Source organism: Burkholderia sp. Bp8986 (genome assembly GCF_003854225.1).
GTDB lineage: Bacteria > Pseudomonadota > Gammaproteobacteria > Burkholderiales > Burkholderiaceae > Burkholderia.
Map to the genome: position 1 here is coordinate 25596 of NZ_QTQM01000036.1, position 21648 is coordinate 47243.

18 protein-coding genes are annotated in these 21648 nt (G+C 68.9%); 8 read left to right on the top strand and 10 right to left on the bottom strand.

The genetic code is table 11. From position 1 onward, the window contains the following. The first annotated feature begins 2 nt into the window (after window positions 1-2). Genes DID99_RS26660 through DID99_RS26685 form a run of 6 tightly spaced genes read left to right on the top strand, consistent with a single transcriptional unit; the run spans window position 3 to window position 7628 of the window. Window positions 3-2336, top strand: coding sequence for a TonB-dependent receptor (locus tag DID99_RS26660; RefSeq protein ID WP_185733821.1), 2334 nt, complete (start codon window positions 3-5; stop codon window positions 2334-2336). A 13-nt stretch (window positions 2337-2349) separates the two neighbouring features. After that, window positions 2350-3723 carry an LLM class flavin-dependent oxidoreductase gene (locus DID99_RS26665; protein ID WP_124667813.1) on the top strand — a complete coding sequence of 458 codons (1374 nt, stop codon included), beginning with the start codon at window positions 2350-2352 and terminating at the stop codon, window positions 3721-3723. Then, window positions 3720-4742, top strand: coding sequence for an LLM class flavin-dependent oxidoreductase (locus tag DID99_RS26670; RefSeq protein WP_124667814.1), 1023 nt, complete (start codon window positions 3720-3722; stop codon window positions 4740-4742). Before DID99_RS26665 ends, DID99_RS26670 begins: the two co-directional genes overlap by 4 nt. Continuing rightward, the gene (locus DID99_RS26675) at window positions 4739-5797 is read left to right on the top strand and encodes an LLM class flavin-dependent oxidoreductase (protein WP_124667815.1); all 1059 of its coding nucleotides are present in this window, start codon (window positions 4739-4741) and stop codon (window positions 5795-5797) included. Before DID99_RS26670 ends, DID99_RS26675 begins: the two co-directional genes overlap by 4 nt. Then, window positions 5794-6522, top strand: a complete 729-nt coding sequence (locus DID99_RS26680) for an LLM class flavin-dependent oxidoreductase (protein WP_124523393.1) — start codon at window positions 5794-5796, stop codon at window positions 6520-6522. Before DID99_RS26675 ends, DID99_RS26680 begins: the two co-directional genes overlap by 4 nt. Then, window positions 6519-7628 (top strand): LLM class flavin-dependent oxidoreductase, encoded by a 1110-nt coding sequence (locus tag DID99_RS26685; RefSeq protein ID WP_124489471.1) that lies wholly within the window; start codon window positions 6519-6521, stop codon window positions 7626-7628. The genes DID99_RS26680 and DID99_RS26685 overlap by 4 nt, the downstream gene beginning before the upstream one ends. Window positions 7629-7673: 45 nt before the next feature. On the opposite strand, the gene DID99_RS26690 is transcribed toward DID99_RS26685, so the two are convergent. From DID99_RS26690 to DID99_RS26705, 4 genes are all read right to left on the bottom strand, one after another. Then, a complete protein-coding gene (locus DID99_RS26690; RefSeq protein WP_124489472.1) occupies window positions 7674-8762 on the bottom strand; it encodes a sigma-54-dependent Fis family transcriptional regulator in 1089 nt (362 codons plus the stop codon). Between the two features lie 452 nt (window positions 8763-9214). Then, window positions 9215-10132 (bottom strand): AEC family transporter, encoded by a 918-nt coding sequence (locus tag DID99_RS26695; RefSeq protein WP_124667816.1) that lies wholly within the window; start codon window positions 10130-10132, stop codon window positions 9215-9217. Window positions 10133-10146: 14 nt separating this feature from the next. Beyond that, window positions 10147-10350, bottom strand: a complete 204-nt coding sequence (locus DID99_RS26700; RefSeq protein WP_124667817.1) for a hypothetical protein — start codon at window positions 10348-10350, stop codon at window positions 10147-10149. 178 nt (window positions 10351-10528) lie between these two features. After that, window positions 10529-11269 carry a GntR family transcriptional regulator gene (locus DID99_RS26705; protein ID WP_124667818.1) on the bottom strand — a complete coding sequence of 247 codons (741 nt, stop codon included), beginning with the start codon at window positions 11267-11269 and terminating at the stop codon, window positions 10529-10531. A 158-nt stretch (window positions 11270-11427) separates the two neighbouring features. On the opposite strand from DID99_RS26705, the gene DID99_RS26710 reads away from it, so the two are divergent. Together DID99_RS26710 and DID99_RS26715 are read left to right on the top strand one after the other, a co-directional pair. Next, window positions 11428-12990, top strand: a complete 1563-nt coding sequence (locus tag DID99_RS26710; RefSeq protein WP_260426295.1) for an anion permease — start codon at window positions 11428-11430, stop codon at window positions 12988-12990. A gap of 38 nt (window positions 12991-13028) precedes the next feature. Next, the gene (locus tag DID99_RS26715) at window positions 13029-15437 is read left to right on the top strand and encodes a hypothetical protein (RefSeq protein ID WP_124667819.1); all 2409 of its coding nucleotides are present in this window, start codon (window positions 13029-13031) and stop codon (window positions 15435-15437) included. A gap of 160 nt (window positions 15438-15597) precedes the next feature. Here DID99_RS26715 and DID99_RS26720 read toward each other — a convergent pair whose 3' ends face one another. From DID99_RS26720 to DID99_RS26745, 6 genes are all read right to left on the bottom strand, one after another. Continuing rightward, the gene (locus DID99_RS26720; RefSeq protein ID WP_124667820.1) at window positions 15598-16596 is read right to left on the bottom strand and encodes a transketolase family protein; all 999 of its coding nucleotides are present in this window, start codon (window positions 16594-16596) and stop codon (window positions 15598-15600) included. Further along, window positions 16593-17438 (bottom strand): transketolase, encoded by an 846-nt coding sequence (locus tag DID99_RS26725; RefSeq protein ID WP_124667821.1) that lies wholly within the window; start codon window positions 17436-17438, stop codon window positions 16593-16595. Before DID99_RS26725 ends, DID99_RS26720 begins: the two co-directional genes overlap by 4 nt. 50 nt (window positions 17439-17488) lie before the next feature. Beyond that, window positions 17489-18814 (bottom strand): MFS transporter, encoded by a 1326-nt coding sequence (locus tag DID99_RS26730; protein WP_124667822.1) that lies wholly within the window; start codon window positions 18812-18814, stop codon window positions 17489-17491. 74 nt (window positions 18815-18888) lie between these two features. Beyond that, window positions 18889-19638 carry an SDR family NAD(P)-dependent oxidoreductase gene (locus tag DID99_RS26735; RefSeq protein ID WP_124488566.1) on the bottom strand — a complete coding sequence of 250 codons (750 nt, stop codon included), beginning with the start codon at window positions 19636-19638 and terminating at the stop codon, window positions 18889-18891. 162 nt (window positions 19639-19800) lie between these two features. Further along, window positions 19801-20700, bottom strand: coding sequence for a LysR substrate-binding domain-containing protein (locus DID99_RS26740; protein WP_044845498.1), 900 nt, complete (start codon window positions 20698-20700; stop codon window positions 19801-19803). Between the two features lie 265 nt (window positions 20701-20965). Further along, entirely contained in the window at window positions 20966-21586 is a 621-nt protein-coding gene (locus DID99_RS26745; RefSeq protein ID WP_124667823.1) for a hypothetical protein, read from the bottom strand. Window positions 21587-21648 lie beyond the last annotated feature (62 nt).

Consider the following 21648-nt stretch of genomic DNA (forward strand, 5'->3'; position numbering starts at 1 on the left):
CGATGTTGAGCGCCTCCCTCGGCGCGTCGGCGCTGCTGGCCGCCGCGCCGGCGCTGCATGCGCAGCAGCAGCCGGCGGCCACCGCGGCGCCGATCGCCGCTTCGGCGGCCGCGGCGGCCCCGCTTGCACCGGCGGCATCGGCTGCACCGGCTGCATCCGGCGCGACGCACGCGAGCGGCAGCGCGCCGGTCGCGGAGGCCCAGCTGAAGGACGTGATCGTCACGGCCCAGCGGCGGCGGCAATCGGCGCAGCGCGTCGGCACGTCGATGTCGGTCATATCGGGCAACGACCTCAAGACGCTGAACGTCGAGACCGTCAACGACCTGCAGCATGCGACCGCGAGCGTCGAAGTCGAGCCCGCGTTCGGCGGCGGCCAGCCGCAGTTCCGGATTCGCGGCGTCGGCTTCAACGACTACACGTCGAACAACGCGTCGACGGTCGGCATCAACGTCGACGACGTCGCGTACGCGCTGCCGATCCAGACCCAGGGGCAACTGTTCGACATCGCGCGCGTCGAGGTGCTACGCGGCCCGCAGGGCACGCTGTACGGCCGCAACACGACGGGCGGCACGGTGAACTTCATCACGAACCAGCCGACCCGCGACTTCCAGGCGGGCGCGAGCGTCGAATACGGCACGCACAACCTGCTGACGACCGAAGGCTACGTGTCCGGACCGCTGAGCGACCGCGTGCGCGGCCGCTTCGCGTTCACGACGCAGGACTTCGGCGCATGGCAGAACAACCGCGCGACCAACCAGACGCTCGGCAACCACGACAGCGCCGCCGCACGCGCGCAACTCGACTGGGACGTCGCGCGCGATTTCAAGCTGCACTTCGGCGCGCACGGCGGATTCGACAAGTCCGACAACACGGGGCTCTACCTGTTCTCGCCTTACACGTCGACCAAGACCGGCGAAGTGATCCCGGCCGACGCCGACCACACGAAGACGGGCTGGGGCGTGAGCCCCGCGTTTTCGCGCGTGACGGGCCTGTCGACCGACGCGAAGCCGGGGCGCGACAACGTGAACGGCGGCATCGACCTGACCGCGACGTGGAACCTCGGCCCGGTCGAGCTGAAGAGCATCACCGCGTACAACTACCTGCACCGTCGCGAGTATTCGGACTGGGACGCGACGCGATACCACGATTCCGACGAATACTTCGACGACACCGTCAACGAAGTCACGCAGGAACTGCGCGCGTCGTCGCGCGGCGACACGCGGCTGCGCTGGGTCTCCGGCCTGTTCTACTCGCACGACGATCTCGACGAGAAGTTCTATTCCGACTTCAGCGACCGGCTCGGCTTCATCGCGCTCACGCGCTACCGGCAGTCGGTCGACACGCTCGGCGTCTACGGCCAGGCGACCTACGACATCACGAAACGCCTGCGCGGCATCGTCGGCTTGCGGCAGGAACACGAGAAGCGCGAACTGCGCGGCTTCGCGTCGGGCATGCTGACGCCGTCGTTCGTGCCGTTCGCGGGCTTCCGGGGTGGCGACGCGAACCAGTCGCTGACGTCGAACGGCACGTCGGGCAAGGTCGGCCTCGAATTCGACCTCGCACCGGCGACGATGCTTTACGCGACCGTCAGCCGCGGCTACAAGTCGGGCGGCTTCACCGCGCACAACACCGGCAATTCGAACGCGCTCGCGCCGTTCAAGCCCGAATCGCTGACCGCGTACGAGGTGGGCTTCAAGAGCGACCTCACGCGCTCGCTGCGCTGGAACGCGTCGGCGTTCCATTACGACTATCGCGACCAGCAGGTGCTGTCGGCCACCTTCGACCCGAACTCGCAATCGCTGATCGGCACGTTCGTCAACGCGCCGAAATCGCGCATCGACGGCTTCGAGACCGACCTGAAATGGCAGCCGGTGCGCGGGCTGGAAATCTCGCAGTACGTCGGCTACAAGAGCGGCAAGTACACGTCGCCGTTCGTCACGTACAACACGCAAGCGTCGGCGGCGAGCGGCCACAACGTGTTCACCGACTACAACGGCAGCGCGCTCAGCTTCCCGCGCCTGAGCTACGGCGGACAGGTCGCGTACAGCTGGCTCGCGGGCGGCTACCGGCTGCGCGCGGAGACGAATTACAGCTACCGCGACGCCTATTCGCAATTGCTGCTGCTCGGCCCGAACTACACGGTCGACAGTTACTGGCTCGTCAACGCGAGCCTGACCGTCACCTCGCCCGACCGGCACTGGGACGTCGCGCTGTGGGCGCGCAACCTGTTCAACCGCCAGTACGACCTGACGAAGAACTTCTTCCTGCCCGGCACGAACGTCGCCGCCGCGGGGCAGCCGCGCACCGTCGGCGTACGCGTGACCTACACGTATTGAGGAGTCCATCCGGATGACGCGCCGCACCGACACCCTGAAACTCAACGCGATGCTGAACGGCGGCGGCAGCCATGTGGTCGGCTGGCGCCATCCGCTCGCGCAGCCGAACGGCAACCGCGACTTCGCGCATTTCCGCCGGATGGCGCAGACGGCCGAGCGCGGCAAGCTCGATGCGCTGTTCGTCGCGGACGTGGTCGCGACGCAGGGCAGCCACATCGATTCCCTGCGCCGCAGCGCGCGCGCCGACACCTTCGAGCCGCTCACGCTGCTCGCCGCGCTGGCGGCCGTCACGCAACGTATCGGCCTGATCGCGACCGCGACGACGACCTACAACGCGCCGTACCACATCGCCCGCAAGTTCGCGTCGCTCGACCACCTGAGCGGCGGCCGCGCGGGGTGGAATCTCGTCACGTCGGTCGTGCCCGACGAAGCGGCGAACTTCGGCGCGACGCCGCACCTCGCGCACGCCGATCGCTACGCGCGCGCCGACGAATTCCAGCGCGTCGTGGCGGGGCTGTGGGACAGCTGGGAAGACGACGCGTTCATCGAGGACAAGGCCGCCGGCCTGCATTTCGATCACCGCAAGCTGCATGTGCTGGATCATCACGGGCCGCACTTCAGCGTGCGCGGCCCGCTGAACGTCGCGCGCGCGCCGCAGGGCCATCCGGTGCTCGTGCAGGCCGGTTCGTCGGAGGCGGGCCGCGAACTCGCGGCACGCTGCGCGGAAGTGATCTTCACCGCGCAGCACCGGCTCGACGACGCCCAGGCTTTCTATGCGGACGTCAAGGGCCGCCTCGCGCGTCACGGCCGCCGGCCGGAGCACCTGAAGATCCTGCCCGGCGTGATGCCGATCGTCGGCGCGACCGAGGCCGAAGCACGCGACAAGCTGCGCGCGTTGCAGGACCTGATCGATCCGGTGCTCGGGCTGCGGCTGCTCGCCGACAACGCGGGCGATTTCGACCTGTCCGGTTATCCGCTCGACGGACCGTTGCCCGAGCTGCCGCCGAGCAATCGCAGCAAGAGCCGGCAGCAGTTGATCGTCGATCTCGCGCGCCGCGAGAACCTGACGATCCGCCAGCTCTACGAGCGCTTTGCCAGCGCCGGTGCCGTCACCGGCACGCCGAAGACCATCGCCGATCGCTTCGAGGAATGGTTCCTGTCGTACGGCGCCGACGGGTTCAACGTCGCGTTCGCGTGGGTGCCCGGCGGCCTCGACGATTTCGTCGATCTCGTCGTGCCCGAACTGCAGCGGCGCCGGCTGTTCCGCACCGAGTACGAAGGCCCGACGCTGCGCGATCAGCTCGGCCTGCCGCGCCCGCCCTTCTTTCGGCGCCCGTCGTCGCTGCGCGGCGATACGGTCGAACCGGTCCGCGGTGGTGCCGCATGACGCGCCCGTTCCGACTCGGCGTGCTGACGCGCGTCTACGCGCCCGATTCGTCGCCGCGCGTGCTGCACGACACGCTCGCGCTGATCGAAGCGGCGGAAGCGCTCGGCTTCGACAGCGCGTGGGTGGCCCAGCACCATTTCGGCAGCGAAACGGGCCGGCTGCCGTCGCCGCTCGTGCTGCTGGCGGCCGCCGCGCGCCGCACGCGGCGCATCGCGCTCGGCACCGGCGTGATCGTGCTGCCGCTTGAAGCGGCGCTGCGCGTCGCGGAAGATGCGGCCGTGCTCGACGCGTTGGCCGACGGCCGCCTTCAGCTCGGTGTCGGCGCCGGCTTCGAGGCGGACGTGTTCGCCGCGTTCGGCCGCGATTTCGGTGCGCGCGCGGCGCTGCAGGCCGACGCGCTCGCGGCGTTGCGCCGGGCGCTGGATGGCGCGCCGCTCACCCCGGCCGGGGCGACGCTGCAACCGCCCGCGCCCACGTTGGCCGCGCGTGTCTGGCAGGCGACCGGCGATGCCGAAGCGGTCGCGCGCAACGGTCACGGGCTGATCGTCGCGCGCACGCGTCCGGAACAGGACGGCGAAGCAGTGCTCGTGGCGCGCTATCGCCGCGCGTGGTCCCATCCGGGCGCGCCCCGTGTCGCACTCGTGCGGGCGGTCGTGCCGGGCGCGGATGCGGCCGGCGTCGAAGCGGCGATCGGCCCCGACATCCTGCGGTACGCCGCGCGGCTCGCCGCGGCCGGCGGCGCACCGGCGCCCGGGCCCGCCGACCTCCCCGCGCTGCTCGATCGCTTCGGTGTACTACGCGGTGCGCCTGCCGACATCGCGGCCGCGCTTCAGATCGATCCCGCGCTGGCCGGCGCAACCGAGCTGGTCGTGCAGGTGCAGACGGCCGGCACCTCGCAGCGCGACGCGCTGCGCCGGCTCGAGACCGTCGCCGGCGCGATCGCGCCGGCGCTCGGCTGGAGGCCGGCCTCGGCAGGCCCCGAAGCCGCTTCGCTCACTTCCGATCCGATCCCGACATGACTCGATCGTCCACACCCGCACCGGCCGAGCGCCGGCCGTTCAAGCTCGGTTTCCTCACGCACGTCCACGGCAGCGGCGACGCGCGCCGCGTCTACGCGGATCTCGAAACGCTGTTCGTCGCGGCCGAACAGCTCGGCTTCGACGGCGGATTCGTCGCGCAGCATCATTTCCGCGCGGAATACGGCCGGCTGCCGTCGCCGCTCGTGCTGCTGGCCGCCGTCGCGCAACGCACGCGCCGCATCGAACTCGGCACGGGAATCGTCACGCTGTCGCTCGAGGATCCGCTGCGGCTCGCCGAAGACGCGGCGGTGCTCGACGCGCTGGCGGGCGGCCGGCTGCAACTCGGTCTGGGCAGCGGCGGCGCGAATCTCGACGCGTTCGCCGCGTTCGGGCTCGACGTCGACACGCGGCAGGCGCGCTTCGCGACCGCGCTCGAACGTCTGCAGGATGCGCTCGCGGGCCGCCCGCTCGCGCACCCGGCCGCCGCCGACGCGCCGCCGCTCGTGCTGCAGCCCGCGGCGCCCGGCGTGCGCGCGCGCCTGTGGCATTCGCACGCGTCGCCCGACGGCGCGCGGTTCGCCGCACGGCACGGCAACGGCCTGCTGCTCGGCACCGCCGTGCACGATCCGCGCACCGTCCAGCTGCCGCTCGCGCACGCGTATCTCGACGCCTGGCGCGAACACGCACACGCCGGCGCGCCGGCACCGCGCATCGGCGTGGTGCGCGCGGTGTTTCCCGCACGCGACCGGCGCACCGCGCTCGCCGCGCTGGCGCCCGACGTCGTGCGCCATATCCCGTGGCTCGCCGCGAGCGGCCATCCCGACGTGACCGATCCCGAGCAGATCGTGCGGCTGCTGAACGTCCACTACGGGCACCCGGACGACGTGATCGAAAGCCTGCGCGGCGACCCGGCGCTGTTCCCGTTCGCCGACTATTTCCTGCCGGTCGTGCAATCGGAAAGCTCGTCGCTCGACGACGCGCTGGCGCGGCTGCGCGCGCTCGCGGAAACGATTGCGCCGGCGCTCGGCTGGCGGCCGGCGCACGCACCCGCATGAGCGCGCCGCGTCTGCTGCTGCGGCTCGACATCGGCTGCGACGATACACGCGCCGACCCGGCCGCCGACTGGATCGCGCTTGCCGAGGCCGGCGTCGCGGCCGGCTGCGACGCCGTGCTGCTGCCCGCGCGGGCCGGCGGACCCGACCCGTGGATGGCGGCCGCGGCGCTCGTCGATGCGCTGCCGGCGCTGCGCGTGATGGTCACGCTGCAGGCCGGTGCGATGCTGCCCGTCGCCGCTGCCCATCTCGCGCAAAGCCTGCAGTCGCTGAGCCGCGGCCGCGCGCTGCTCGCATGCGAAGCCGACGCGCAGGACGTCGACGCGACCGACCGCGCCATGCATCTGAACCGCGACCAGCGGCTCGCGCGCAGCGCCGAATTCCTGTCGCTCCTGCGCGCACTGTGGGCAACCGATTCCCCGCTGCAGTATCGCGGGGTCTACTATCGCGTCGAGCATGCCCGTTTGCCCGATCTCGCGGCGCAGCGGCCTGCCGTCTACTGGTCGGTCGCCGAGCGGCGCGAAATCGCGTTCGCCGCGTCGTGGTGCGACGGGCTGCTCGTACCCGCCAGCGCGCCGCCGGTGGCGGCGGCCGTCGAACGCGCGTATCGCGCGCGCGGCCTCGCGCCACCGCCGGCCGATGCGCTGCTCCGGCGCACGGTCGGGTTCGACGACGTGCGACGCGCGCGCGTCGCGCGTCGGGCAAGCCGCCGGCGAGGCGACGCATGAGCGTCGATTTCGCGTGGTTCCTGCCGACCAACGGCGACGGTCCGCATCTCGCCAACAGCGGCCTGCCGCGCCCGCCGAACTACATGCAGGACTATCGGCCGGCCACGCCCGAATACCTGCGCGGCGTCGCCTGCGCGGCGGAGGCCGCCGGCTTCGACAGCCTGCTGCTGCCGATGGCCGCGGGCTTCGAGGATCCGTGGCTCGTCAGTGCGCAGCTCGCGCGTGCAACGCACCGCATCGCGTTGATCGTGACATTCCGCCCGGGCCTCGAGCAGCCCGAGCAGATCGCGCGCAAGGCGGCCACCCTGCAGCGCATGAGCGGCGCCCGCCTGCGCCTGTTCGCGGTCAACGGCTCGAGCGCTTACGACCAGCGTGCGCTCGGCGACTTTCTCGATCACGACGCGCGCTACCAGCGCACGTCCGAATGCCTGCGGATCCTGCGGCGTCTGTGGCAGGGCGCCGGCCACTCCGTCGCCGGGCGTTACTACATGCTGAACCCCGCGCATGCCGGCGTGCCGCTCGCGACCCCGCCGGCGCTCTACCTCGGCGGGGCGTCGACGCTTGCCGAACAGGTGGCCGCGAGCCAGGCCGATACGTACCTGCTGTGGGGCGAGCCGCCCGACGCCGTGCGCGAACGCATCGCGCGGCTGCGTGCACTGGCCGCGATGCACGGCCGCCGGCTGCGCTTCGGGCTGCGCGTGCACGTGATCGCGCGCCCGACCGAACGCGCCGCATGGGCGCGCGCCGACGAGTTGCTGAGCGAGATTTCCGACCAGACCTATGTCGACGCGCAGCGCAAGCTCGCCGCCTACGAATCGGTCGGCCAGCAACGCCAGACCGCGCTGAGCCGCGGCGCGCTGCGCTCGCTGCGCGAGCTGGAGGTATCTCCGAACCTGTGGGCCGGCGTCGGCCTGATTCGCGGCGGCGCGGGCACCGCGATCGTCGGCAGCTACGACCAGGTTGCCGCGCGCGTCCACGAATACCGGCAACTCGGCATCGATACCTTCCTGCTGTCGTCCTATCCGAACCTGGAGGAAGCGGCGCGCGTGGGCGAGCACGTATTGCCGCGCGTGCGCACGCGGCTGGCACGCGCCAGCCTCTCTTGACGCGCCGGACGGCGAGCCGGCGACACCGCCGACCGCCGCGACGCGTCAGTCGTCGAATGCGGATTCCGGGCGCGGCTCGCTGAGCAGCCCGTGGCGCGCGAGCAGCGTGCGCATCGTGTTGCGCGTGACACCGAGCAGCGCGGCCGTGCGCACCTGGCTGAACCGGCAATGCTCGAACGCCTCGCCGACGACCAGTTCCTCGATGTCGCGCAGCAGGCTTTCGCCGGGCGCGCGGAACAGGCGGCGCACGCCCGCGCGGATGTCGTCCTGCGGCAACGTCGCCGCGCCGGCGTCGGCTTGCGCATAGCCTGCGAGTGCCTCGGAGAACTTCAGGTGCTCCGGGCGGATCAGGTTGCCGTTCGACACGAGCAACGCCAGATGCATGACGTTTTCCAGCTCGCGGATATTGCCGGGCCACGGATACGCGTGCAGCGCCTGCACCGTGGCCTCGGACAGCATCGGCTGCGGCCGCTTCAGCTGCGCGCAATAGCGCCCGCGGAAATGCTCGGCGAGCGGCAGGATGTCCTGCGGCCGCTCGCGCAACGGCGGCAGCCGCACCCGGGCGAGATTGATCCGGTAGAACAGGTCCATCCGGAAATTGCCGGCCAGCACGGCCTGCTCGAGGTCGACGTTGGTCGCCGCGACGACGCGGACGTCGACCGGCCGCGCACGGGTCGCGCCCACGCGCGTCACCTCGCCCTCCTGCAGCACGCGCAGCAGCTTCGCCTGCAGCGGCGGCGCGAGATCGCCGATTTCGTCGAGAAAGATCGTGCCGCCGTTCGCTTCCTCGAAATAGCCGACGCGGCGCCCCTGCGCCCCCGTGAACGCGCCGGCCTCGTGGCCGAACAGTTCGCTCTCCGCGAGCTGCTGGCTGATCGCGCCGCAGTTGACCGCGATGAACGCGCCGGTGCGGCCGCTGACATGGTGGATATGGCGCGCGACCAACTCCTTGCCGGTGCCCGTCTCGCCGAGGATCAGCGCCGGCGCGGCGCTGGGTCCGATCTGCTCGACGAAGCGCAGGACCGCGCGCGAGGCGGGATCCGCGAACACGAGCGCCTTCGCGCGCACCGAGAGGGGGCGATGCTCGCTTTCCGGCAGCGAGATGAGCGGTGGAGAATCTGTAGGGTTGTTCATGATCCGGGCACGGGCGGACCGGTTGACGATACTGGCGTCCGCCTGAGGGTTTGATCTTAGTCAACCTCGGGCGCGCGCAAAATACCGATTGCTGTGATGCTTCGCTGCCGCGCGCAGATAACGAATCCCGTGCGGGGCGCGCAGCGTGCTGTCCGATGCGTCAGGACGTCGCCGACCGGCAGCCCCGCGTCCCTTGTGCCGACGAACCCGCCTCCACGCCGCTTCGCACGGCGAGGCCGAACACGGAGCAAGGCCGATTCGCGCGTGCGGCCTTCCGACGCGCGCAACGCCCGCCGATTCGGAGGCGCTCCGGCAACGCTGCACTGAAGTGCTGTTCGAGCGGCCCGCGCGTCCGGGCCGCAGCAAGTAGGCTCACCGGAAATGCAGAAGGCCGGTCAGGTTGAGCTGTCCGGCCTTCTGCATTTCACCCCGCCACCGCGCGCGAATCCGGCTCAACCGTGAAACACGAGCAGCACCAACGGCATCGTGACGGCTGCTAGCGCCGTCTGTACCGTAATGATGCCGGCGGACAACCGGTGATCGCCGCCGAGCAGCTTCGCCATGATGTACGCAGACGGCGTGCACGGCAGTGAATTGAACAGCACGATCGTCGTGAGTGCCGGGCCGCGGATGCCCAGGCTGAAACCGATCCAGAAAGTCAGCAGCGGCACGAGCAGCAACTTGATCACCGACGACTGGAACACGGGGCCACGCGCCGCCTTCGCGGCCTTCACGTCAAGGCCCGCTCCCACTGCGAGCAACCCGAGCGGCAGCGACGCGGCGCCGAGAATCGACAGCACGCTCGATATCACCGCCGGCAGACCCAGCCCGCCGAGATTGAACGCGGCGCCGAGGACGACCGACATGATGACCGGATTCCTCAGCAGCGCGCCGCCGATCTGCCATGCCGACGGCGCGCCGCCACGACCGTGGCGCATCAGGACAATGATCGACGCGACGTTCAGCAGCGGTATCGCGACCGCGATGCTGATCGACGTGAGCGTCAGTCCGACGCTCCCGTACAACGCCGCGGCCGCGGCAACACCCACATACGTATTCGGCCGTAACGCCCCCTGGATCACCGACGAGAACACGGCCCCCGGCTGCCGGCTCCACGCTCGCCACGCATACAGCAGCATCGCGCTCGCGCCCACCGCACCGAGGATCGCGGTCGCGATCGGCCGCACCGGAAACTGCGTCAGATTGGCTTTCGCGACCTGGCTGAACATCAGCGCGGGAAACATGTAGTAGTAGTTCAGCGTTTCGCACGGCAGCCAGAATTCGTCCGGCAGCAGGCGACGCTGCCGCAGCACGAATCCCGCCAGGATCAGCACGAAGATCGGCGCCAGCGCGCCCAGGACGTTCTGCATCGGCTGCGCTCCCGTCACGCGAAGACCGGCGTCTTCGCATGCACGCGCGCGCCACGGACGCCGACGAACGCGGTCATTGCGCGTCCATCCAGCGGCGCGCGGGCTCGCGTGAACAACAGGTGGCGCGCGACGGTCATGCCCGAACGATGCGATCCAAGAAGCCTTTCAGCGGGATTCCACAGCGTTCCGAGCGTCGCGATGATGATGGTCTTCGACATTTTTCTGATCCGATGAATTCGGTGCACAGAAATATGACAGAGCCGTGAAATTCCCAGAAAGAATAAAAAATTTGAAATCTAGATCGAAAGGTAATTTATAAAAGCCGTATGGGCACCTTGTCCGGTTCGGTCGACTGCGCGCCGGAGCGGCGTCGCAAGCCGTGACCGACGGCACGCGTCAACCGACGAACCGTGCCTCGACACCGCTTCGGACCACCAGATCGAAGCGCTCGGGCCGAATGTGAAACACCGTGGATTCGCACGTGCGGCCGTCCGCGAGGCGCGACGTGCGCCGCAGCACGAGCAGCGGCGCGTGTTTGTCGGCCTTGAGCCGGGCCGCGATATCGTCCGGCGCGGCCATGGCCGTCACCGACATGTCGGCATCCGTGATGCGCCAGCCGAGCAGGCTCTCCAGCACCTCGTAGGTCGACATGCGCTCGACCTGCTCGAACGTGACGGCGCCGGCGTCGGGCAGCAGGCAGGTCTGCGCGAGCGCGACGGGTTCGTCGTCGACCCAGTGCAGGCGTTCGAGATAGATGCAGCGCGTGACGTCGGCGGCAAATGCGTGCCGCAAGCCCGGCGGCACATCGCACGCTTCCATGCGCAGCAATTCCATCCGCGCCCGCGCGCCCTGCGCGGCGATCGAATCGTGCAGCCCGCGCAGCACATCGAGTCGATGCCGCAGCCGCTGCTTCGCGGCGAACGTCCCTTTGCCCTGCTTGCGCTCGACGATGCGCGCGTCGCTCAGCCGATCGAGCGCTAGCCTGACGGTCACGCGGCTCACCTGAAAACGCTCGCTCAACTGCGCCTCGGACGGCAGCTTGCCGGTCGGCTCGTACACACCGCGCTCGATCTCGTCGCGCAGCGTCGTCGCAAGCTGCTCGTAAAGCGATGTCGTGTCGTCACGCACCAGCGTCATCGATCCTTCCTCGTCGTGCTGGGTTCGCGCTATGCGCGTTTCCCGATATCGATATGAAAAGCAATTGGAATGCTCAACTTGTATTAATACGTATTATTACATCTCGACAGACGGTCGGGGCCGCGATTCGGGGTCCCGATGCCCCGGGGAGCATACCAGTGACTGAAAACGCAATCGGCACGCCGCCGCTCGATGGCGTGCAGGGCAGCCGGCCGACACGGGCCGAACCAGCCACGGCGCCACGCACCGATCCGCACGCGGCGGGACGATCGCGCGGCGCGCAGCGGCGTGCCGCGATCGGTTTTGCCGCCGCGTGGCTGGCATTCTTCGCGATCGCCTGGTGGTTGCCCGCGCCCGCGCATCTTTCCGCCGAGGGCCGGGCGACGCTCGCGGTCGTCGCGTGGGTCGCGATCGTCTGGATCACCGAGGCGATTCCCGTCGGCGTGAGCGGCATCCTGCTGCCGATGCTGCTCGTGCTGTCGCATGCGAGCCCGTCGTTTCCGAAGGCGGCCAGCGGCTTCGCCGCGCCCGTCGTGTTCCTGTGCCTCGCCGCGTTCCTGTTCTCCGCGATCATGCAGGCGAGCGGGCTCGACCGGCGCATCGCCCTGCTGCTGCTCGATCGCCTGAAGGTGCGCACGGCCAACGGCGTGATCTGGGCGATGTTCGCCGTGAACTGCGTGATGGCGCTCGTCGTGCCGGCCGCGAACGCACGCGCCGCCACGCTGCTGCCGGTCACCAACGGCATCGTCCGGCTGTTCGGCGAATCGCCGCGCGAACGCGCCGCGCGCAAGGCGATCGTGATCCAGACGCTCGTGTACGGCGCGATGATCAGCGGCATGTGCATCCTCACCGCGCATCTGCCGAACATGGTCGTGTCCGGCCTGCTCGAGAAGCAGCTCGGCATCCGCATCTCCTACCTGACGTGGCTGAAACTGCAGTGGCCGTATCTCGGGATGTTCGCGATCACGCAGGGCTGGGTGCAGTTCCATTTCCGCTCGCGCGCCGTCGCGCTTCCCGGCGGCCCCGGCGCGATCGCGGCGATGCGCCGTACGCAACCGCCCGCCGCCCGCAACGACTGGGCCGTCCTTGCGCTGTTCGCGGCCGTCGCCGTGCTGTGGGCGACCGAGCCGCTCCATCACCTGCCGTCGGAAATCGTCGCGCTGATCGCGCTGGCGCTGTTGTTCGCACCCGGCGTGCTGCGCTTCGGCTGGGCCGAGGTCGAGCAGCGGACGATCTGGGGCACGCTGTTCCTGCTGGCCGGCGCGCTGTCGCTGTCGTCGGCGATCAGTGCGTCCGGGCTCGCGAACTGGGCCGCCGATCACATCTACGTCGCCGCGCGCGGGCACGGCTGGTGGCTCGCGATCGCGATCGTGATGCTCGGCACGCACGTGATCCGCATCGGCATGCTGTCCAACGTCGCGGCCGTCACGATGATCGCGCCGATCGCGCTCGCGCTGGCGCCGCGCCTCGGGCTGCATCCGGTCGCGTTCACGATGCTCGTCAGCGATACCGACAGCTTCGCCTATCTGCTGCCCACGCAGATCACCGCCGGCGTCATCGCGTACAGCAGCGGCGCGTTCTCGACGGCCGACTACGCGAAGGTCGGCGCGGTATCGGTGCTGATCGCGATCGTCTATGGCCTCTGCGTGATCGCGCCGTGGTACGCGTACATGGGCATCCCCGTCTGGGACGCGAGCGCGCCCTGGCCGTTCGCGCATTGAAGCGCGCCGCTTTCCAACGACATCATTTTGCATCCCTCATGAACGAATCCACGGACGTCCCCGATTCCGTCGCAGCCCGCGCCGCCGCGCTGCGCGACCGCCTGGGCCCGCACGTCGCACCCGCGGGCCTGTACGAACGCCACAAGCGCCTGCCGTTCGCCGGGCGCGTGCATTGCAACGTCACGCGCCTCGAAGCCGGCGAGTGGAGCGAGATCGTGCTCGACTACGAGGTCGGCTCGTCCGGCATCGCCGACGGCGGCTGGCTGAAGGCCACCTTCAAGTTCTATTCCGACTGGGCGCTGTTCCAGACGAGCGACCCGGCCGCGGCGAACTACATCAGCGCCGAATACCATGCGGCGCCGCTCGTGCCGGGGCAGAGCCCGGCCACCGTGCAGGCGCTGAACGTGCGCTTCGACCAGAAGGGGCACGAGCGGCCGTTCCAGAAGGCGGTGATCGTCGACGTCGTCGACGGCTACGTGAACGCCGGCGACCGGATCGTGATCCGTCTCGGCGATCGCCGTCGCGGCCCCGGCACGCGCGTGCAGACCTTCGCCGAGGACAACTTCCGGTTCCGGCTCTACGTCGATCCGTTGGGCACGTCGCGTTTCGTCGCGGTGCCCGGCGACGTCTCGATCGACATCCGCGCCGGCGCGCCGTCCGACGTGCTGCTGAACGGCCCGCGCTTCGTGCGGCCGGGCACCCGCGCGCCATTCCGGCTGTCGCTGCAGGATCGCTGGGGCAATGCGTGTCGCGACGTCGGCGGCACCGCGCGCGTCGTTGCATATGACGCGCAAGGCGAAGCCGTCTACCGGCGCGAACATGCGCTGCCCGAGGCGGGATTCGCGAGTTGCGCGGTCGACGACCTGCCGGTCGACGCCGGCACGCTGCGCATCGTGGCCGACGTGCCCGCGCGGCCGGACGTGCGTGCGGCCGAAGCGTGGCTGACGCTCGACGCGTCGTTGCCGGTATCGCGCGCGCTGTATGCGGATCTCCATGTGCATGCGCACGACACGGTAGGCACCAACAGCCCCGAGTACAACGCACGCTACGCACGCGACATCGGCGGCATCGACGTGCTCGGCTATACCGCGAACGATTTCCAGATCACCGACGAGAACTGGCAGCTCGGCGTCGACGCGGTCGAACGCTTCAACGAGCCGGGCCGCTTCGTCGTGTACCCGGTGCAGGAATGGTGCGGCAGCTCGACCGCGGGCGGCGACCATAACGTGGTGTTCCTCGGCGATGCGCGGCCGGATTTTCCGTACAACGCGCGCGGCGAACACAACCGTACGCTGGTCTGGAACGAGGACATGAGGGGTCATGCGGTCGAGCTCGGCCGCTGGCCCGTCGAGGAACTGTGGGATGCGTATGCCGACGCTGCCGCGCAGCATCTGGTGATGCCGCACGTGGGCGGCCGCCGCTACATTCCCGACTGGCACCATCCCGAGCTCGAACGGCTGGTCGAGATCGCGTCGTCGTGGGGGCACTTCGGCTGGCTGTACCAGGACGTGATCGCACGCGGCTACCGGCTCGGCGTCGCGGCCAGCGGCGACGAACATCGCGGCCGGCCGGGTGGCGGCGCGCCCGGCGTGCAGGTGTTCGGTGTGCACGGCGGGCTGACGGGTGTGCTCGCCGACGTGCTCGATCGCACGCACGTCGGCGAGGCGCTGCGCGCGCGCCGCACATGGGCGACCACCGGCGAGCACAGTGCGCTGCTCGTGCGTTGCGGCGATCACTGGCAAGGCGATGCGTTCGCGCATCGCGGGCCGGCGCGGCTCGACTACCGGCTGCTCGGCCAGTCCGGGTGGGAATACGTGGCCGCGTACGATCACGAAGGACGGGTGTGGGAACGCAACCTGCATGCGGAACTCGGCTACGCGGATCGCCTGATCCGCGTGCGCTGGGGCGGCGCCCGCATCCGGGACCGCTATCGCTGGGCCGCGTGGCGCGGCCGGATCCGCGTCGTCAACGGCACGATCCACCGCTTCGGATCGAACGGCTTCGAGCATGTCGAGGAGTCGGCATGGCGTACCGGCGCGACCGACGTCGAGTTCCGCAGCGACACCTATGGCGATGCGGACAGCATCGAGCTCGACATCGGCAATCTTGCCGACGCGACGATCGTGGTCGAAGGCACGATCGACAGCTTCGCGAAGGTCGGCGATCCGCTGCAGCGCAATCCGTTCGTGCACGCGCCGACGTTCCGCTTCGAGATCAGCGGCGCGGACCTGCTCGCGCAAGGAACGGCCAAGCATGCGCTCGGCGGCACCGAGTTGTTCGTCGCGGTCGAACGGTTGACGGACCAGACGCTTCCCGTCGATCTCGCGGGCAGCATCGAAGTCGCGGCGGAAAATGCGTCGTTCGGATTCCGCCCCGTCTATTTCTTCGGGCGGCAGCGCAACGACAGCAAGGTGTGGTCGTCTGCCCAGTTCGTCACGTTCGAGTGACGCGCATGCGCGATCCGGGCGCCGGGCCGGCGGCGTTGCCGACGGGTCGGCCCTCGGCCGCGCATGGCCGGGCGCCAGGTACGCTGCCCTGAAGCCGGCCCGCCCGGCTTGCGGAGGGAATGCCTCCCCCCGCCGAGCGGGCCGCGGTGCTTTGAAACGATCAACCGAGCCAGGTCCTGATATTGGTCCGCATCGCGCCGGCCGAGATCCCGTAACGGTCGTGCAGCGTCGGCAACGCGCCCGCGGCGAGGTACGCATCGGGCAGCGCGATCTGCCGGAACGGCACGGCAACGCCGGCCGCAAGCAGGGCAGTCGCCACCGCTTCGCCGAGTCCGCCGATCACCGTATGGTTCTCGGCGACGATCACCATGCGCCCCTTGCGCGACGCCTCCCGAACGATGGTCGCCGTATCGAGCGGCTTGATCGTCGGGACGTGCAGCACGGCTGCATCGATGCGGTCGGCTTCAAGCGCCTTCGCGACCTCGAGCGAACGCATCGTCATGATCCCGGACGAGATCAGCAGCACGTCGTTGCCGTCGCGCAGCAGCTTCGCCTTGCCGAATTCGAAACGGTAATCGTATTCGTCGAGCACGGCCGGCACGTTGCCGCGCAGCAGGCGCGCGTACACCGGGCCCTTGTGCGCGGCAATCGCTGGCACCATCTGCTCGATGTCCAGCGCGTCGCACGGATCGATCACGGTCATGTTCGGCATCGCGCGCATCAGCGCCAGATCCTCGGCCGCCTGATGGCTCGGCCCGTAACCGGTCGTGAGGCCCGGCAATGCACACACCAGCTTCACGTCGAGATTGTCCTCGGCGATCGCCTGATGGATGAAGTCGTACGCGCGGCGCGTCGCGAATACCGCATAGGTCGTGACGAACGGCTGCGCGCCTTCGTGCGCGAAGCCGGCGGCGGCGCCCATCAGCAGCTGCTCGGCCATGCCCATCTGGTAGTAACGCTCGGGAAATTCCTTCGCGAAAATGTGCAGGTCGGTGTACTTGCCGAGATCGGCCGTCATGCCGATCACGTTGCCGTTCGTGCGCGCGAGCTTCGCGAGCGCATGGCCGAACGGCGCGGCGCGGGTCGCCTGCCCCTCGGCCGCGATGGACGCGATCATCGCGGAAGTCTTCAGGCGCGGCTTGTTGTCGACGGTGCTCATGCGTTTCTCCCTGCTTCGAGTGCGTCGAGCGCGAGCTTCCACTCGTGCGCATCGACGCGGATGAAATGGCTCTTCTCGCGTGCTTCGAGGAACGGCACGCCGCACCCCATCTTCGTGTCGCAGACGATGATCCGCGGCTGCGGCCTGTCATGTCGGCGCGCGTTGTCGAACGCGCGCTTTACCGCGTCGATATCGTTGCCGTCGACTCGCTGCGTATACCAGCCGAATGCTTCGAGCTTGTCGACCAGAGGCTCGAACGCCATGACTTGCGTCGACGGGCCATCGGCCTGCTGGTTGTTCACGTCGACGATCGCGATCAGGTTGTCGAGCTTCCAGTGCGCGGCCGACATCAGCCCTTCCCAGATCGCGCCTTCGTCGAGCTCGCCATCCGAAAAGAGCGTATAGACGAACGCGTCCGAGCCGTTGCGCTTGAGCCCGAGACAACGGCCGACCGCGATCGTCAGGCCCTGGCCGAGCGAACCGCCGGACATCTCCATGCCGGGCGTGTAGCTCGCCATCCCCGACATCGGCAAACGGCTGTCGTCGCTGCCGTAGGTTTCGAGCTCCTCGGCCGGCAGGATGCCGGCTTCGAACAGCGCCGCGTACAGCGCGATCGCATAGTGGCCGTTCGACAGCAGGAAGCGGTCGCGCCCTTCCCACTCGGGATCGTCGGGGCGATAGCGCATCGCGCCGAAATACGCGACGGCCAGCACGTCGGCGATGTCGAGCGCCTGGCCGACATAACCCTGCCCCTGGACTTCGCCCATCAGCACGGCGTTTCTGCGGATGCGGTACGCGCGCTCGGCGAGCGTGACCGCTTCATGAATGGTTTCGGTATCCATCGTTGGCTCCAGTATTGGATCGGAAAGCATGCAGGTCGAATCGGCGGTGATCAGCGATTGACGGAGCGCGGCACGAGGAACACCAGCAGCGCGCCGAACGTAATCGCGACGGAGATGAAGAGGAGTCCGGCGGTGGACTTGCCGGTCAGGTCGTTCAGCCAGCCGACGATCGCCGGCGAGAAGAAGCCCGCGAGGTTCGCAAAGCAGTTGACCGCGGCGATGCCCGCCGCCGCCGACATCCCGCCGAGCAGCGCCGTGGGCAGCGACCAGAATTGCGACGACGACGCGAGAATGCCGGCGGACGCAATGCTCAGGCACACGATCGACGCGCCGACACTGCCGAGCATCGGCAACGTCGCGAAGCCCGCCGCCGCGATCAGCATCGGCACCGCGAGATGGAAGCGGCGCTCGCGGCGGCGATCCGCGCTCATGCCGATCAGCGGCAGCGCGACGATCGCGCACGCATACGGAATCGCGGTGAACAGGCCGACCCACAGCGGATCAGCGACGCCGGCCTTGCGAATGATCGTGGGCAGCCAGAACGTGAGCCCGTACTGCCCGAGCACGACGCAGAAGTAGATCGCGGCCATCAACCACAGGCGGCGGTCGGCGACGAACGCCCGAATCGACAGGTGGGCGGTCGTGTGCTCGGCGTCGGCCGACACGTTGCGCGCCAGCAAGGCTTTTTCGGCATCGGTCAGCCATTTCGCGCCGGCAATGCCGTCATCGAGATACAGCAGGATCGCGAAGCCCAGCACGAACGAAGGCAACGCTTCGAGCAGGAACAACCACTTCCAGCCCGCCATCGACATCGCGCCGTGCAGCGAATGCATGATCGCGCCCGACAGCGGGCCGCCGATGATCCCCGCCAGCGGAATCGCCATGAAGAACAACGACAGTGCCTTGGCACGACGCGCCGACGGGAACCAGTAGGTGAGGTACAGGATCACGCCCGGCGCGAAGCCCGCTTCGGCGACGCCGAGCAGGAACCGCAGCACGTAGAACGCGGCGGGCGACTTCACGAACACGAAGCTCGCGGAAATCACGGCCCACGTCAGCATGATGCGCGCGAGCCAGCGGCGCGCGCCGACGCGATGCAGGATCAGGTTGCTCGGTACTTCGAACAGAAAGTAGCCGAGAAAGAAAATGCCTGCGCCCATCCCGTACACGGTCTCGCTGAAACGCAGGTCGTTGAGCATCTGCAGTTTCGCGAAGCCGACGTTGACGCGGTCGAGATACGCACCGAGATAGCACAACATCAGGAACGGGATCAGCCGTCGCGCGACCTTCGCATAGGTCGCCGCTTCGAACGTCTGCGCGTCGTCCCGTTGCAGCAGCCCGCCCTGAACCGGCGAGGCGGGGTACTTTGCTCTCATCTTTGTCTCCTGCCATGGCCCCGGGTTGTCCCGGGTGCATGATGGTCGGCGCCGCGCGTGTCGCGGCGCCGTTCTCAGTGAATCAGCATCCCGCCGTTGACGTCCAGCGTGATGCCCGTCAGGTAGCTCGACAGGTCGCTCAGCAGGAACAGGCACGCATTGGCGACATCGGCGGCATCGCCGAGGCGGCCGAGCGGAATGCCCTTGACGATCTCCTCGCGCATGTCGGGCGTCAGCTTGTCGCCGGTGATGTCGGTCTGGATCAGGCCCGGCGTGATCGAATTGATGCGGATACGGTCGGCGCCGAACTCGCGCGCCATCGCCTTCGCGAGGCCGAGCACGCCGGCCTTCGCGGCGCTGTAGTGCGGGCCGCCGAAGATGCCGCCGCCGCGCTGCGCGGACACCGACGACATGCACACGATGCTGCCGCCGCGCTGCTCCTTCATCGCCGGCAGCACCGCCTGCGACATGTACAGCGTGCCGCGCAGGTTCACGTCGACGATCGCATCGAAGTCGCGCCCGGAAATGTCCAGCGTGCGCACCGGCTGCGTGATGCCGGCGTTGTTCACGAGGCCGTCGATACGGCCATAACGCGCCAGCGTCGCGCGGGCCGCGGCCACGCACGCGTCGCGATCGGTCACGTCGCAGGCCAGGCCGAGGTGGTCGGGCCCGAGCTCGGCGGCGGCCGCTTCGGCGTCCTCGCGACGCAGGTCGAGAATCGCCACGCGCGCGCCCTGGGCGGCCAGCGTGCGGGCCGTGGCCTTGCCGATACCGCGCGGCGATGCCGCGCCGGTCACGATGATGGTCCTGTTGTCGAGCAACATCGTTCGTCTCCTGTGTTGATGTGTGTGCAGAGTGTCGGCTCGCCGGACACCCGCATCAACGCGGAAACGCTCAGGCATGGTTGAGAAAATTTCAGATGACGCCGCGCGGGCCGTCACGGCGTGCTGCAACGCAATATTGCACGCGGCCCGGACGCGCGACGCTCAGTTCGCGCGGCGCTGCGCCGCGACTTCCCGCTCGATCCACGCAAGGAAGCGTTTCACGCGAGGCAGTTCCGCGTTCTGCCGCGGGTAAACGAGATGATGCGCACCGACTTCCACCGCATGCGTCTCGTCGAACACGGGCACCAGCGCGCCTTCGCGAATCTTCACCGACGCGAGCATCAGGCTTTCGAGCGCGATGCCGAGGCCGAGCGCGGCGGTTTCGAGCGACATGTACGACCGGTCGAATGAAAAGTCGAAGGTCTTGCGGGCCGCGAGCGATACGCCGGCCCGGCCGAACCACTGTTTCCACTGCACGAGCGGCGTTTCGGAATAGATCAGCCGATGCGCGAGGAGGTCTTCCGGCGCGTTCACCGGATGCCGTTCGAGGTACTGCGGCGACGCGAGCGGCGCGATGAACTCGCCGCGCATCGTCTTCACCTCGAGGTTGTCCCAGTTGCCGTAGCCGTGGCGGACGTCGATATCGTAGAAGCCGTTCGAGAACGACACGTTTTCGTAAGAACACGCCAGGTTCAGCTGGATATCGCCGTTCGCTTCCTGAAACGACGACAGCCGCGGCAACAGCCACATCAGCCCGAAGCTCGGGCTCGAATGCACGCGCAGGATATCGACCTCGGCGCGGCTCGATGCGCGCTCGGTGGCGCGGCTCAGGTCGGCCAGCGAGCCGGTGACGTCCGCCAGATAGCGCTCGCCGGTCGGCGTGAGGACGAGCCCGCGCCCTGATCGCTGGAACAGCGGCTGGCCGATCTGCGATTCGAGGTTGCTGAGCTGGTGACTCACGGCGGACGCGGTCAGGCCCAGTTCTTCCGCGGCACGATTGACGCTTTTGGTCCGGGCGACACTTTCGAACGCGATGATTGCCTTGAGCGGCGGGATGCGCATGTTGGTATCCGTTGGAATGAGCAGATCGCCTGGCAAAGCGATATCGAAACGACACCTGGACAATCGTCCGGGCCAGGCCACTGCAATACGTTACATGCCAATTCTAGAGTGCCCGAGGGCCGCCGTTCGCCGCAACGCGGTCCCGACCGGCGGGCGCGCACCGGTTCCCTTGGCGCGCGACGCACGCGCGGCGGCCCTGTCGGGTCAGATTGCCCTGGCGCCCGGGCACCGCTTCGATCGATCCTTGCGCCGGCGCGGCGGGTCGTCATTCCGGTTCAGGAACCGGCAACCCCAGCCGCCAGCTCAGGTTCCTGCGCGCCTGCCTCTCGCAGCGCACGTAGAAGAATTCCGTCAGATAGATGCGCGGACGCACGAGCAGCCCGCGCAGAATGGTCCGCTCATGAAAATCGTAGGCCCGGTCGTCGAGATCGGGACGCTCTGCCCGCAAACGCCGGCCGTCTTCGCGAAACCGGCTGCGGGAAGCGCCGAGCGCGGCCAGGTCGATGTCGCACGTGAAGCGGGTATCCGGTTGCGCGGCAATGCCCGCGTGGGTCGTCGCGAGGATCATCGCGCAGACGGGGTCGCACGCGCGGATTCGCCCCCCGGCCTGGTGCCGGAACCAGTCCGCGCTACGCTGCTCGTTGTCCTTCGCGCCGGGCACGAAGATCACGTCATGGAACCAGAGCGCGAGTTCGACGGCGTCCGGCGCGGGAATCGCGTCGCGCGCCAGGTCGAGATGACGCAGGCATCGCCGTACATGCACGAGCGTATGGTAATGGCGCACCGGCTCCGCGTAGCATTGCGCGAGCCTGCGATAGACCTCCTCGGCATGGGTCCCGCCGCTGCACGACCACAACGCGACGAACCGCGCCTGCATCCGGTTCACGTTCGCTCCTTGGACCGGGGCGTCCGCGCGGAATCGCCCCATGCCGACATGACTGCGATGCG

What these genes read in the sequence shown, in the direction of transcription:
- DID99_RS26735 (WP_124488566.1), bottom strand. Translation starts at nt 19,638, where the DNA reads ATGTTGCTCGACAACAGGACCATCATCGTGACCGGCGCGGCATCGCCG.
- DID99_RS26690 (WP_124489472.1), bottom strand. Translation starts at nt 8,762, where the DNA reads ATGAACAACCCTACAGATTCTCCACCGCTCATCTCGCTGCCGGAAAGC.
- DID99_RS26660 (WP_185733821.1), top strand. Translation starts at nt 3, where the DNA reads ATGTTGAGCGCCTCCCTCGGCGCGTCGGCGCTGCTGGCCGCCGCGCCG.
- DID99_RS26730 (WP_124667822.1), bottom strand. Translation starts at nt 18,814, where the DNA reads ATGAGAGCAAAGTACCCCGCCTCGCCGGTTCAGGGCGGGCTGCTGCAA.
- DID99_RS26685 (WP_124489471.1), top strand. Translation starts at nt 6,519, where the DNA reads ATGAGCGTCGATTTCGCGTGGTTCCTGCCGACCAACGGCGACGGTCCG.
- DID99_RS26695 (WP_124667816.1), bottom strand. Translation starts at nt 10,132, where the DNA reads ATGCAGAACGTCCTGGGCGCGCTGGCGCCGATCTTCGTGCTGATCCTG.
- DID99_RS26720 (WP_124667820.1), bottom strand. Translation starts at nt 16,596, where the DNA reads ATGAGCACCGTCGACAACAAGCCGCGCCTGAAGACTTCCGCGATGATC.
- DID99_RS26700 (WP_124667817.1), bottom strand. Translation starts at nt 10,350, where the DNA reads ATGTCGAAGACCATCATCATCGCGACGCTCGGAACGCTGTGGAATCCC.
- DID99_RS26715 (WP_124667819.1), top strand. Translation starts at nt 13,029, where the DNA reads ATGAACGAATCCACGGACGTCCCCGATTCCGTCGCAGCCCGCGCCGCC.
- DID99_RS26725 (WP_124667821.1), bottom strand. Translation starts at nt 17,438, where the DNA reads ATGGATACCGAAACCATTCATGAAGCGGTCACGCTCGCCGAGCGCGCG.
- DID99_RS26670 (WP_124667814.1), top strand. Translation starts at nt 3,720, where the DNA reads ATGACGCGCCCGTTCCGACTCGGCGTGCTGACGCGCGTCTACGCGCCC.
- DID99_RS26665 (WP_124667813.1), top strand. Translation starts at nt 2,350, where the DNA reads ATGACGCGCCGCACCGACACCCTGAAACTCAACGCGATGCTGAACGGC.
- DID99_RS26740 (WP_044845498.1), bottom strand. Translation starts at nt 20,700, where the DNA reads ATGCGCATCCCGCCGCTCAAGGCAATCATCGCGTTCGAAAGTGTCGCC.
- DID99_RS26680 (WP_124523393.1), top strand. Translation starts at nt 5,794, where the DNA reads ATGAGCGCGCCGCGTCTGCTGCTGCGGCTCGACATCGGCTGCGACGAT.
- DID99_RS26705 (WP_124667818.1), bottom strand. Translation starts at nt 11,269, where the DNA reads ATGACGCTGGTGCGTGACGACACGACATCGCTTTACGAGCAGCTTGCG.
- DID99_RS26675 (WP_124667815.1), top strand. Translation starts at nt 4,739, where the DNA reads ATGACTCGATCGTCCACACCCGCACCGGCCGAGCGCCGGCCGTTCAAG.